This is a genomic window from Streptomyces goshikiensis, from assembly GCF_014650555.1.
Classification (GTDB): domain Bacteria; phylum Actinomycetota; class Actinomycetes; order Streptomycetales; family Streptomycetaceae; genus Streptomyces; species Streptomyces goshikiensis.
The window spans coordinates 219771-232269 of record NZ_BMVE01000008.1; the positions used below are offsets into that span (position 1 = coordinate 219771).

Annotated in this window: 13 protein-coding genes; 6 read left to right on the top strand and 7 right to left on the bottom strand. The window is 73.9% G+C overall.

Features of this window, described 5'->3' with window-relative positions:
• Positions 1-36: 36 nt before the first annotated feature.
• From IE248_RS23590 to IE248_RS23605, 4 genes are all read left to right on the top strand, one after another.
• Entirely contained in the window at positions 37-1350 is a 1314-nt protein-coding gene (locus tag IE248_RS23590) for an exo-beta-N-acetylmuramidase NamZ family protein (RefSeq protein ID WP_100582363.1), read from the top strand.
• A 107-nt stretch (positions 1351-1457) separates the two neighbouring features.
• The gene (locus IE248_RS23595; RefSeq protein WP_190031593.1) at positions 1458-2774 is read left to right on the top strand and encodes a serine-threonine protein kinase; all 1317 of its coding nucleotides are present in this window, start codon (positions 1458-1460) and stop codon (positions 2772-2774) included.
• A gap of 154 nt (positions 2775-2928) precedes the next feature.
• The gene (locus IE248_RS23600) at positions 2929-3534 is read left to right on the top strand and encodes a hypothetical protein (protein ID WP_190031594.1); all 606 of its coding nucleotides are present in this window, start codon (positions 2929-2931) and stop codon (positions 3532-3534) included.
• Positions 3531-4319 (top strand): 3-keto-5-aminohexanoate cleavage protein, encoded by a 789-nt coding sequence (locus tag IE248_RS23605; protein WP_190031595.1) that lies wholly within the window; start codon positions 3531-3533, stop codon positions 4317-4319. The genes IE248_RS23600 and IE248_RS23605 overlap by 4 nt, the downstream gene beginning before the upstream one ends.
• Here the strand turns inward: IE248_RS23605 and soxR are convergent.
• Positions 4300-4743, bottom strand: coding sequence for a redox-sensitive transcriptional activator SoxR (soxR, locus tag IE248_RS23610; protein WP_037797301.1), 444 nt, complete (start codon positions 4741-4743; stop codon positions 4300-4302). The two genes, IE248_RS23605 and soxR, sit on opposite strands and share 20 nt — an antisense overlap.
• A gap of 111 nt (positions 4744-4854) precedes the next feature.
• Here soxR and IE248_RS23615 point away from each other — a divergent pair, with 111 nt between their 5' ends.
• Positions 4855-5316, top strand: a complete 462-nt coding sequence (locus IE248_RS23615; RefSeq protein WP_008743969.1) for a MaoC family dehydratase — start codon at positions 4855-4857, stop codon at positions 5314-5316.
• Here the strand turns inward: IE248_RS23615 and IE248_RS23620 are convergent.
• The 3 genes from IE248_RS23620 to IE248_RS23630 all read right to left on the bottom strand — a co-directional run bounded on the left by IE248_RS23620 (position 5307) and on the right by IE248_RS23630 (position 7495).
• A complete protein-coding gene (locus IE248_RS23620; RefSeq protein WP_073797153.1) occupies positions 5307-5969 on the bottom strand; it encodes a TetR/AcrR family transcriptional regulator in 663 nt (220 codons plus the stop codon). The genes IE248_RS23615 and IE248_RS23620 overlap by 10 nt on opposite strands.
• A gap of 61 nt (positions 5970-6030) precedes the next feature.
• Positions 6031-6243 (bottom strand): YiaA/YiaB family inner membrane protein, encoded by a 213-nt coding sequence (locus IE248_RS23625; protein ID WP_073797154.1) that lies wholly within the window; start codon positions 6241-6243, stop codon positions 6031-6033.
• A 100-nt stretch (positions 6244-6343) separates the two neighbouring features.
• Complete coding sequence (locus IE248_RS23630) at positions 6344-7495, bottom strand: acyl-CoA dehydrogenase family protein (RefSeq protein ID WP_100582361.1); 1152 nt, start codon at positions 7493-7495, stop codon at positions 6344-6346.
• A gap of 79 nt (positions 7496-7574) precedes the next feature.
• Between IE248_RS23630 and IE248_RS23635 the strand changes: the two genes are divergently transcribed.
• The gene (locus IE248_RS23635; RefSeq protein WP_073797156.1) at positions 7575-8228 is read left to right on the top strand and encodes a TetR/AcrR family transcriptional regulator; all 654 of its coding nucleotides are present in this window, start codon (positions 7575-7577) and stop codon (positions 8226-8228) included.
• Positions 8229-8258: 30 nt separating this feature from the next.
• Here IE248_RS23635 and IE248_RS23640 read toward each other — a convergent pair whose 3' ends face one another.
• The 3 genes from IE248_RS23640 to IE248_RS23650 all read right to left on the bottom strand — a co-directional run bounded on the left by IE248_RS23640 (position 8259) and on the right by IE248_RS23650 (position 12442).
• On the bottom strand, positions 8259-9344 hold the full coding sequence (locus tag IE248_RS23640; RefSeq protein ID WP_073797157.1) for a zinc-binding dehydrogenase: 1086 nt from the start codon (positions 9342-9344) through the stop codon (positions 8259-8261).
• Between the two features lie 122 nt (positions 9345-9466).
• A complete protein-coding gene (locus IE248_RS23645; protein WP_190031596.1) occupies positions 9467-10879 on the bottom strand; it encodes an aldehyde dehydrogenase family protein in 1413 nt (470 codons plus the stop codon).
• A 108-nt stretch (positions 10880-10987) separates the two neighbouring features.
• Entirely contained in the window at positions 10988-12442 is a 1455-nt protein-coding gene (locus IE248_RS23650; protein WP_190031597.1) for a CitMHS family transporter, read from the bottom strand.
• Positions 12443-12499: the final 57 nt, after the last annotated feature.

Consider the following 12499-nt stretch of genomic DNA (forward strand, 5'->3'; position numbering starts at 1 on the left):
TCGGGGCGGAAGAGGGCTGCGCCCTAGCGTGGCGGGATGACTCTGTCGCGACGGGGATTGCTGGGACTGGCGGGAACCTCGGGGGCCCTGGGGTCGATCGGGGCTACTTCCGCCGGCCCGGCAGCCGCCGGCACCGGGGCCGCGGCCCCGGCGATCGCCCCCGTGACCGCGGCCCCGGTAGCCACGGCTCCGGATGCCGGCCGGGTGCGGACCGGGTTCGAGCGGCTCGCCGCCGACGGGTACGGCGCACTGGCCGGACAGCGGATCGGGGTGGTCACCAACCCCACCGGGATCACGGCCGACGCCCGGCACCTGGTCGACGTACTGCACGCGGACGAGCGGGTGGACCTGGTCGCGGTGTTCGGCCCGGAACACGGGTTCCGGGGGACGGCGCAGGCCGGCGGATCGGAGGGCGCCGGGCGCGATCCGGCAACCGGCCTGCCGGTGCACGACACGTACGGCAAGAGCGGGCAGCAGCTCGCGGACGTGTTCACCGCGGCCGGGATCGACACGGTCGTCTTCGACATCCAGGACGTCGGGGCGCGCTTCTACACCTACATCTGGACCCTCTACGACTGCATGCGCGCGGCCGCGCTCGCCGGCAAGGCGGTGGTGGTCCTGGACCGCCCCAACCCGGTGGGCGGCCGGCGCGCGGCCGGTCCGGTGCTGGAGCGGCCGTACGCGAGCTTCGTGGGCCGGGAGCCGATCGCGCTCGCGCACGGGATGACGGCGGCGGAGCTGGCCCTGCTCTTCAACGGCGAGTTCCTGGCCGCGAACCCGGTCGCGCTGCGGACGGTACGGATGACCGGCTGGCGGCGGGAGCTCCACTTCGGCGCCACCGGCCTGCCGTGGGTGCCGCCGAGCCCGAACGTGCCGACGCCGGACACGGCCCTCGCGTACGCCGGCACCTGCCTGTTCGAGGGCACGAACCTGTCGGAGGGCCGGGGTACGACCACTCCCTTCGAGGTGCTGGGCGCGGAGGGCCTGGACCGGCGCTGGGCGGAGGCGGCGAACGCGCTGGAGCTGCCGGGGGTGTGGTTCCGGGAGGCGTACTTCACCCCGGCCTTCTCCAAGTTCACGGGGAAGCCGTGCGGCGGGGTCCGGCTGCTCGTTCACGACCGGGCGGCCTTCGATCCGGTGCGGGCGGGGATCGGGCTGCTGGTCACCGCGCGGCGCGTCTGGAGCGGCTTCGCCTGGCGCGCGGACCACTGGATCGACCGGCTGACCGGATCGGACCGGGTGCGCACCCTCGTGGACGCGGGGGCGGGGGTGGAGGAGATCGCGGGCGACTGGGCGGCGGGGCTGGAACGTTTCGCGGCGGTGCGCGAGCGGTACCTCCTCTACCCGTGACGCGTTCACCGCGGCGGTCTCGTCACCGGTCACGTCACGGGGCTGGCAGGGCGGGCGCGGCAGCGGGATGCTGACCGCACCGGAGGCACGGCGTGGAGGGGGACGTCATGGCGGACATCGGTGTCGGGGTCGGGGTCGGGGTCGGGGTCAGGCCTTATGAGGAGCTGACGTTCGACGCCGAGGGGGACGTGGACGGGGGCACGCGGGAGGCGGTCGCCCGGATCGACGCCACCGACCTGGTGGTCTTCGCACACGGCTGGAACAGCGACCGCTCCACCGCCACCCGGCTCTTCGACCGGTTCTTCGCCCCCTTCCCGGAGCTGGTGGGGCCTGCGGTACGGCTGGGATACGTGGGGGTCGTCTGGCCCTCGATCCGGTTCTCGGACGAGCCGATCCCGGACTTCGACGACCGGGGAGCCCTCGCCGAGCCCGGCTACGGGGCGGCGCTGGACCCGGCGACCCGGCGGGCGCTCGGCGCGTTCTGGCCCGGGCGGGAGGCGGAGCTGGACCGGGTCGCCGAACTGCTGGAGGAGCGGCCCGAGTCGGAGGCGGCGCTCATCGAATTCGGGGCCCTGGTGCGGGAACTGGCGGGGGTGGACGCGGTGGACGGCGTCGGCGCCGTCGCCGGCGGCAGCGGTCTCGGCGTCGGGGTGCCGGCGATGTTCGCCGAGGACGCGCTGAGCGTGTTCCGCGCCTTCGCCGAGGCGCTGGCCTCGGCCGGCGGCCCCGCCGGTGACCCGGGATTCGCGGCGGGCGGCGCCCTGCGCGCCCTGTGGGGCGGGGCGAAGGAGGTGCTGCGGCAGGCTACGTACTACGAGATGAAGAAGCGGGCCGGCGTCATCGGCGAACGCGGGCTCGGCCCCGTGCTGACGGGGCTCGCGGGCCGCCGCCCCGGCCTGCGGATCCACCTGATCGGCCACAGTTTCGGCGGCCGGGTGGTCTCGTTCGCCCTGCGCGCGGTGCCGGAGGGGGCCCGGTACGTGAAGTCGCTGACCCTGCTCCAGGGCGCCTTCTCCCACTACGCCTTCGCCGACCGCCTGCCGCACGACAAGGGCCGGGGCGGCGCCCTGAGCGGCCTCCAGCGGCGGGTGGACGGCCCGGTGGTGGCCTGCCACTCCCCGTACGACACCTCGCTGAAGCTCTTCTATCCGCTGGCCTCGCGGATGGCGCGGGATTCGGCCGGTCTGTTCGGCTTCGACGAGCGGTGGGGCGCGATCGGGCACGACGGGGTGCAGGCGGTGGCGGGCGCGCCGCGCCTGGACCTCGCCGAGGTGCTGCGGGCGGGCCTGCCCGGCAGCGGGTGCGTCAGCGTGGACGCGGGCTCCGTGGTCCGCCGCGGCGGTGCCCCCTCGGGGGCGCACAGTGACGTCTGCCACGAGGAACTGGCCCGGGTCGTGGTTGCCGCGGGGCGCATGGGGCGGTGAGTTCCGGCCATATGCCACCCGTACGCCTCGACCGCCCCCGCATGCGCCCACATCTTGCCGGGCATGTTGGGCACGTCGGAGCGTGTGGCGTCGTTCGACGTAGTACGACGCCGCGGTGCGGGCGTAGGCGTGGCATGGCGGAGGTGAAGGTGTGATGGCGGGTTTCCGGAGTCTGGCGTACCAGGTGCGTGACGCGCGGAACGACCGTGCCTTGCGGCGCCACTCGCTGCGCCGTTGCCTGGAGCGGTTCGCTCCGTACGGGCACCGGGCGACGTGGTGGCATCTGTGCGACCGGCACGGGATCGCCCCCGAGGACCGGGGCGCCGATCCGCTGCGGCTGGTCGCGGCGCTGGAGGAGCTGGAGGAGGCGCGGGCCGTCTGGCTGGAGTACGAGCGCCAGTTCGCGGCGCGGCGCAGGCGAGAGAAGCACGACGGGCTGCGCCGGCCCGACTGGGCGTGGGGCGGCACCGGGGACGCGGTGGTGCGCTGCGCCGATCCGGGGGTGCGGCCGGACGGGGCGCTGGGCGAGGTGCTGCGGCGGCTGGTGCAGGCGTTGGAGTCGGAGCCGGGGACGGCGTGCCCGGTCTGCGGGGAGCGGGAGCTGCGCTGGCCGGCGCCGGGCGCGGGGCGCGGGCGGTGGGCCGCCACGGCCGGGGCCTGGGCGTGGGACGGGCCGCTGTGCGGGGGCTGCGGGATCGTGGTGCCCAGACCGGCGCTGGCCGATGCGCTGACGCACACTCCTTCGGCGGGGGCCGCATGAGGCCTCCGCTCCAGGTGTCGTTGAACGGCTCGCGGGGCGCGGCCGAGGGTGCGGCCGTGCCGATGTCCCCGGAGGATCTCGTGGAGGCCGCGCTGGCGGCGGTCGCCGCCGGGGCCGGGGAGCTGCTGGTCCACCCGAGGACCCCGTGCGGGCGGGAGAGCCTGTCGCCCCGCGTGGTGGGTCCGCTGCTGGAGGCGCTGCGGGGCGCGGGAACAGGCGTGCCGGTCGTGGTGCCGGCGGGGGTCGGGGCCGAGCCGGATCCGGCCGGGCGGCTGGAGCGGGTCCGCTCCTGGGGGGTGCTGCCCGACCGGGCGGCGGTGCACTTCGGGGAGCCCGGAGCGGAGGAACTGGCGGGAGCCCTTCTGGACCGGGGTGTGGCGGTGGACGCGGTGGTCCCCCTGGGCAGCGGGACCGGCAGCCCCCAGACGGCCGGGGGCGAGGCGGCCGGGGTGGAGCCGCTGGCGCGGTTCCTGGCCTGGCCGGCTCCCGATCACGGGCGGGTGCGGCTGGTGGCGGAGCCGGCGGCGGCCGATCCGGCGCTGGTGGCGGGGTTGCGCTGGCTGCCGCCGGTGCCGGTGCTGCTGTTCGGGCGGGAGGCCGCCGCCTGGCCGGTGCTGCGGCTGGCCGCCCGGTGCGGCGCGGGCGCGCGGATCGGCCTGGGGGACGTACGGCACCTGCCGGACGGGCGGCCGGCCCGCTCCAACGCCGAGCTGGTGGCGGCGGCCGTGGCGGAACTGGCCGCCACCGCGGCGCCGGCCGGCGCCGCTACAGCCGGGAGCCGGTGAGGCGTTCACCGAAGACGTCGTCCGGGTTGGACAGCGCGCAGTTCTCCAGCGAGAGGCAGCCGCAGCCGATGCAGTCCGTCAAATGGTCGCGCAGGCGCCCGAGTTGGGTGATGCGCTGGTCGAGTTCGGCGCGCCAGGCCTGGGAGAGCCGGGCCCAGTCCTCGCGGTTGGGCGTGCGCTCCTCCGGCAGTTGGGCGAGGGCGTCGCGGATGCTGGCGAGTGGGATCCCGACGCGTTGCGCGGCGCGCACGAAGGCCACCCGGCGCAGCGCGTCGCGGCTGTAGCGGCGCTGGTTGCCGGAGGTGCGGCGGCTGGCGATCAGGCCCTTGGCCTCGTAGAAGTGGAGCGCGGAGACGGCCACGCCGCTGCGCGCGGAGAGCTGGCCGACGGTGAGTTCGTGGATTTTTTCGGGAATCTGCGGCACCCGGCCGAGCGTAGTCGGAGGGCCGGGAATCCGTTGACAGATACATGTGGCCCCACCATGCTGAGCAGGCGCTGAGCAAGCGCTTATTCGTCCGGGAGAGGGAGACGACGCATGGTCGAGCCGAGGATCTTCACGTCCGCCGACGAGCTGAGCGCGGGGGTCGGCGCACCGCTCGGCCCCAGCGGGTGGCTGGAGGTGGACCAGAAGCGGATCGACCTCTTCGCGGACGCCACCGGCGACCACCAGTGGATCCACGTGGACCCGGAGCGGGCGGCCGCCGGACCCTTCGGCTCCACCATCGCGCACGGCTATCTGACGCTGTCGCTGCTGCCCAGCCTGGTACCGCAGATCATGCGGGTCGAGGGCATGAAGATGGGCATCAACTACGGGGTGAACAAGGTGCGTTTCCCGGCTCCGGTACCGGTCGGGTCTCGACTGCGGGCCACCGCGGTGATCACGGAGGTGACGGAGGCGGGCGGCGGCGTCCAGGTCGCGGCCACCGTCACCGTCGAGTGCGAGGGCGCCGCGAAGCCGGTGTGCGTGGCGGAGTCGGTGTCCCGCTACTACTTCTGAGCTCCGCCGGCGGGGGCGTCCGCCATGCTGCCGACGGGGCGGGCGCCCACCATGCGGAGCACGAGGTCGGCGTAGAGCGCTCCGACCTCGTCGGGCGTGCGCCGTCCCTCCACGCTGAACCAGCGGGCGACGTCGATGCAGAGCGAGAGCACGGCGAGGGTGGTGCCGGGCAGGTCGGGGACGTCGAACTCCCCGGTGCCCACGCCGTCGGCCAGGATGTGGCGTACGGCGGCGTCGCTCCGGCGGCGCAGCGCCACGATCTCGGCGCGGTGTTCCGGAGCGAGGGCGTCGAGCTCGTACTGGACCACCCGCGCGGTGGTGTGGTGGGCCGCGTGCCACCCCACGAAGGAGCGGACGGCCGCGTCGAGCCGCTCGGCCGCGCCGCCCGAGCCGGCGGCGGCCGTCTCCAGGATCTCCAGCGCCTTGTCGTGGCCGATCCGGCTGATCCGGTGGAGCAGCTCTTCCTTGGTCTTGTAGTGGATGTACAGCGCGGCCGGGCTCATGCCCGCCCGTCCGGCGATGTCACGTGTGGTGGTCGCGTGGTATCCGCGCTCCGCGAAGGCGTCGACGGCCGCGACGAGCAGCCGCCGGGCCGCGTCGGGGGTGACCTCGGACCACGGCTGATAGCCGCCGGTCTCCGCCGCGCTCTCCATCGCTAGCTCACCCTCTTCGCCGTGTAGGAAAGGAACACCCTACCGGAGGGTGAGCAAGCGCTTAGCGTTCTTGCCGATCACGGATCACCTTGGCGAGGGTGAAGGCCGAGGTGGTCAGGTACAGCACCCCGACGCCGAGGAAGGCGCGGACCCAGCCGTCCGTCTCCAGCCGGTAGATCCCGATGGCGACCGCCGCGCCGGCGATGCCGAAGGAGGCGACGGCCTGACCGTAGTACGCCCCCGTGTTCTGCTGCTTGACCGGTGTCTCGTTCATGGGTCCAGCATCCGGCGGGGGTGGCCCCGGTCACATCCGCGCGGGTACTCGGGTACGTACTCAGGCGCGCGGGCCGCGGTCCGCGTTCCGCACCCGGGTCTCAGAAGGCGGAGACGCCGGTACGGGCGCGGCCGATGAGCAGCTTCTGGATCTGGCTGGTGCCCTCGTACAGGGTCATCACCCGGGCGTCGCGCAGCAGCTTTCCGGCCGGGTACTCGTCGATGTAGCCGTATCCGCCGTGCACCTGGAGGGCGTTGCTCGCGGCGCGCACGGCGGCCTCGGAGGCGAAGAGCTTGGCGGTGGAGGACTCCGTGGCGAAGGGCAGGCCCCGGTCGATGAGGTCGGCGACGCGCCAGGTCAGCAGCCGGGCGGCGTCCACGTCGACCGAGATGTCGGCGATCAGCTCCTGGACCAGCTGGTGGTGGGCGATGGGCTTGCCGAACTGCTCGCGCTGGGCGGCGTACGAGACGGCCGCGTCGAGCGCCGCCTGAGCGATGCCGACGCAGCCGGCGGCGACCGACATCCGGCCCTTGGCGAGGGCCGACATGGCGACGGAGAACCCCTTGCCCTCCGGGCCGAGCATCGCTGAGGCGGGCACGCGGACGCCGTCGAGGACGAGTTCGGCGGTGGCCTGGCCGCGCAGGCCGAGCTTGCCGTGGATCTCGCGGCGGGTCAGGCCGGGGCTGTCGGTGGGGACCAGGAAGGCGGAGACCCCGCGGTGGCCGGGCTCGTCGTTGGTACGGGCGAAGAGGAGGACCACATCGGCCCAGGTGCCGTTGGTGATGAACATCTTGCTGCCGCTGAGGAGGTACGCGTCCCCGTCGCGCACGGCGCGGGTGTCGAGGTTGCCCGCGTCGGAGCCGGTGCCGGGTTCGGTCAGGCCGAAGCAGCCGAGCGCGTCGCCGGAGCACAGGCGCGGCAGCCACGCGCGCTTCTGCTCCTCGGTGCCCCAGGCGGCGATGGTCTTGGCGACCAGGCCCAGGGAGACGGAGACGATGCCGCGCACGGCGGAGTCGCCGCGGCCGAGCTCCTCGGTGACCAGGACGTACGCGAGGTGGTCGCCGCCGGAGCCGCCGTACTCCTCGGGGACGGTCAGGCCGAGGAAGCCGAGGGCGCCGAGCTTCTTCACGATGGCCCGGTCCACGCTCTCCGCGCGGTCCCAGTCGGCGGCGTACGGGACGACCTCGCGCTCGGTGAACGCGCGGGCGAGCCGGCGTACGGCCTCCTGCTCCTCGCTCAGCTCCAGGTTCACCGGGCACCTCCGGGGGTCCGGCGCGGGGTCAACAGCGGGGTTAACTAGCGCCGGTAGTTTATGGCGGGCAGGCCCTACTATGTGGCGCATGGCCAGACCGCGCAAGCCCCTCCTCAGCAGAGACCTCATCGTCGAAGCGGCGGGCACGCTGGTGGACGCCGAAGGACTGGAGGCCGTGTCGACGCGGCGGCTGGCGGCCGCGCTGGGGGTCAGCGGACCGTCGCTGTACAACCACTTCCGCACCAAGGACGAGATCCTGGACGCGGTGGCGGACGCGGTGAGCGCCCGGGTCGACTTGTCGATGTTCGACGCGGCCGACGGCCGGGGGTGGCGGGCCGCGCTGCACGACTGGGCGCACTCCTACCGCGGCGCCCTGTCCGACCATCCGAACATCGTGCCGGTGCTCGCGCGCGGCCCGGGCCGGCGCCCGGCGGGCCTGCGGGTGGCGGACGCGGTGTTCGGTGCGATGACGGCGGCGGGGTGGCCGCCCGCCCAGGCCACCCGGATCGGCGCGCTGATGCGGTACTTCATCCTGGGGTCGGCGGTGGCCTCCTTCGCCCGGGGTTTCGTGGACGACGAGGCGGCCTACGACCCGGCGGACTATCCGCACCTGGGCCGGGCCCACCTGCTGGCGGAGCGCCAGCGCGAGGTGGACGAGGGCGCGTTCGAGACGGGGCTGGCGGCCCTGCTCGACGGACTGGCCCTCCAGTACGCGGCGCTGCCCCGGCCCTGACCCGGCCTGCGGCGGCCCCCCGGGGGCTTTCTAGGGCTGGAAGACGACCAGCGACCGGCCGCCCTTGCCGGCGAGCATCGCGTCGAAGGCGGCCGGAATGCCTTCGAGGGTGATGCGGTCGGTGACCATGGCGCCGAGGTCGAAACGGCCCGCGCGGACGTGGTCCGCGATCACCGGGAGGTCGCGCGCGGGGTCGCTGTTGCCGTACACGCAGCCCGTGAGGGTGCGGGCGAAGTGGAAGATCTCCAGCGCGTGGAAGGTGACCTGCTGTTCCTTGCCGCCGATGCCGACGACCGTGGTGCGCCCGCCACGGCGGCTGGACTCCCAGGCCGTGCGGATGGTGTCCGCCCGGCCGACGCACTCGACGGCCACGTCCACGCCCTGGCCGGCGGTGAGCGCCCGGATCTCCTTGGCGGTGGTGTCGGAGGCGAGGACGAACGCGGTGGCTCCGGCCGCCCGCGCCAGTTCCTCCTTCGCCGGGGAGACGTCGACGGCAACGATCGGGCCCGCCTGGGCGATCCGGGCGGCCTGGATGGCGGCCAGGCCGACGCCGCCGACGCCGAAGACGGCCACCGACTCGCCGGGGCGGACCTGCGCGCTGTGGTGCACGGCCCCGTAGCCCGTCAGGACGGCGCAGCCGAGGAGGGCGGCCTCGGCCAGCGGGATCCCGGCGGGCGCGGGCAGCACGCAGTTGGCCGCGACGACCGTCTCCTCGGCGAACGCGGCCACGTTCAGCCCGGGGTGCAGCTCCGTGCCCTCGGCGTCGTGGGCGTAGACGGCGCCGACCCCGGCGAGGGCCTTGGCGCAGAGCCAGACCTCGCCGATCCGGCAGTGGTGGCACTCCCCGCAGGACGGGGCCCAGTTGAGCACCACCGCGTCGCCGGGAGCGACATGGGTGACGCCCTCCCCGACGGAGAGGACCGTGCCCGCTCCCTCGTGGCCGAGGACGGCGGGGACGGGGACCCGCATGGTGCCGTTGGTGAGGGAGAGGTCGGAGTGGCAGACCCCGGCCGCGGCGAGCCGCACCCGGACCTGCCCGGGGCCGGGCTCGGGCAGCAGGATCTCCCTTACCTCCAGCGGGGCTCCGACGGCGGGCAGTATCGCGGCGCGGACCATGGTCGTCGTCTCCGTGTTCGCTGGGGTCGGGTGGTGCGGGGCGGTGCGGGGGTGATGCGGGCCGTACGGTGCGGGGCCGGGCCGGGACGGGTCAGACCCGGCGGCCGGCGGCGGCCGATGGGTCAGAACTGGAGCGACTTGGTCTGGAGGTACTCCGCCAGACCGTGCGGGCCCAGCTCGCGGCCGACGCCCGACTGCTTGTAGCCGCCGAAGGGCGCGAGCGGGTTGAAGCGGCCGCCGTTGATGTCGACCTGGCCGGTGTCCATACGGCGGGCGAACGCGACGGCGGTCTCCTGGTCCGCCGCCCAGACGGCGCCGCCCAGCCCGTACACCGTGCCGTTGGCGATGCGCAGGGCGTCGTCCTCGTCCTCGTAGCGGAGGATCGAGATCACCGGGCCGAAGATCTCCTCCTGCGCGATGGTCATCTCGGGCGTGACGTCGGCGAACACGGTCGGGGCGATGAAGTACCCGCGTTCGCGCGGCGCGTCGGGGCCGCCCGCGACCAGGCGCGCGCCTTCCTCGATGCCCTTGACGATGTAGCCGCGCACCCGGTCGCGCTGCTTGGCGTTGATGACGGGGCCGATGCGGGTGGCCGCGTCGAGCGGGTCGCCGGCGGGGTACGCGGCGACGGCGGCGGCCGCGAGCGAGACGGCCTCCTCGTACTGGTCCCGGTGGACGAGCATCCGGGTGAGCGCGTTGCAGCTCTGGCCGGTGTTGTTCATGACGTGGCCCACGCCCGCCGCGACGGCCTTGGCCAGGTCGGCCCCGGGCAGGATGACATTGGCCGATTTTCCGCCCAGCTCCAGGGCGACGCGCTTGACCGCGGCGCCCGCGGTGGCGCCGATCTGCCTGCCGACGGCGGTGGAGCCGGTGAAGGAGACGAGGTCGACTCCCTCGTGCGCGGCCAGCGCCTGACCGGCGACCGGGCCGGTACCGGTCACCAGGTTGAAGACACCGGCCGGGATGCCCGCCTCGTGCACGGCTTCGGCGAAGAGCTGTGCGGTCAGCGGGGTGTCCTCGGCGGGCTTGAGGACGAGGGTGCATCCGGCGGCGAGAGCGGGCGCCACCTTTGCAACGACCTGGTGCAGCGGGTAGTTCCAGGGGGTGATGGCCCCGACCACGCCGACCGGCTCCAGCAGCACGGTGGAGTTCCCGAGCCGCTCCTCGAAGCTGTACGAGGCCGCCAGTTCGGCGAAGGAGGCGGCCACCGCGATCGGCGCCCCGGCGTGGACCTTCTCCGAGAAGCCCAGCGGGGAGCCGAGCTCGGCGGTGATGGTCTCGGCGATCTCGGTCCTGCGGGCGATCAGCACGTCGCGGAGGGCTCCGATGAAGGCGGCCCGCTCGGCCGGCGGGGTCGCCGCCCAGCCAGGGAAGGCCGCCCGGGCGGCGCGTACGGCCTGGTCCACGTCCTCGGCGGTGCCGGCCGGCACCCCGCCTATGACCTGCTCGTCGGCCGGGTTCACGACCTCGATCCGCTCGCGTCCGGCGGCGGGGCGCCACTCCCCGCCGATGTACATCCCGTCGTGAGCCTTCATCGCATTCCTCCCGAGCACGCGCGAGCGCATTGACCGACCTGGTAGAAGCCGCTCCACCACCCTACAAACTAGCGTCGGTAGTTTTGGGTGCGCCAGGGGCGGCGGCGGTCAGATGATGCCGAAAACCATCCCTGCCGCGAGGACGACGAGGCAGGTGAGGGCCGCCCACTTCACCGTGAAGCGGGTGTGGTCGCCGAACTCGACCTTGGCCATGCCGACGAGGACGTACACGGCGGGAACCAGCGGGCTGGACATGTGCAGGGCCTGGCCGACGAGGGAGGCGCGGGCGATCTCCAGCGGGGAGACGCCGTGCGCGGCGCCGGCCTCGGCGAGCACCGGCAGCACGCCGAAGTAGAAGCCGTCGTTGGACATGAAGTAGGTGAGCGGCAGGCTGAGCAGGCCGGTGACCAGGGCCATGTGCGGGCCCATGCCCTCGGGGATGGCGCCGACCAGCCAGTCGGCCATGTGCTTGACCATGCCGGTGCCGCTGAGGACCCCGGTGAAGACGGCGGCGGCGAAGACCATGCCGGCGACGTTCAGGACGTTGTCGGCGTGGGCGGCTATGCGGGCCTTCTGGTCGGGCATGTGGGGGAAGTTGACGGTGAGGGCGAGGGCCGCGCCGAGCAGGAAGAGCACCGGGATGGGCAGCAGCTCCATGATCATCGCGGTGAGCAGGGCGACGGTCAGGCCCGCGTTGAACCAGTACAGGCGGGGGCGGAGGGTGGCGCGCTGCGGGTCGAGCCCCTGGAAGCCCTCCTCCCCCGCGTCCCCTCCGGAGGCCGGCGCTCCGGAGCCGGCCGAGGGCACGCCCGTACCGGCCCCGGCCCCGGCCGCGGTCGCGACTGCGGTCCCCTCCCCAGCCGCGGTCCCGGCCCCGGTCCCGGTCCCGGTCCCGGTCCCCACGGTGACCAGCTCGGGCTCCTCGTCGTCCCCGGAGGGCAGGACGAGCGTGCCGACGCGGCGGCGCTCCCTGAGGCCGAGGACGTACGCGAGGACGAACACGCTGAGCAGGCCGACGGCGAGCGCAGGGATCATCGGGACGAAGATGTCGGCGGCGTCGAGCTTGAGCGCGGTGGCGGCCCGGGCCGTGGGGCCGCCCCAGGGCAGGGTGTTCATGACGCCGTTGGCGGTGGCGGCGACGCCCGTCATGACCACCAGGCTCAGGCCGAGCCGCTTGTAGAGCGGGTACATGGCCGAAACGGTGATCATGAAGGTGGTGGAGCCGTCGCCGTCGAGGGAGACGATCGCGGCGAGGACCGCCGTGCCGACCACGACCCGCATGGGGTCGGCCTTGCAGAAGCGCAGGATGCCTTTGACGATCGGGTCGAAGAGTCCGACGTCGATCATCACGCCGAAGTAGACGATGGCGAACATGAGCATGGCGGCGGTCGGCGCGAGTTTGCCGACGCCGTCGATGACGTAGTCGCCGAGGTGGGCGCCCTTTCCGGCGAACACGCAGAACAGCGCGGGGATGAGGACGAGCGCCGCGATGGGCGACATTTTCTTCAGCATGATCAGGACCAGGAAAGTGGCGATCATGGCGAAGCCGAGGAAGGTCAGCATGGGGGGAACGTAGGGGCCGCGTCCTGGCGCCAACAAGACGTCAAGGCGTGAGCAATA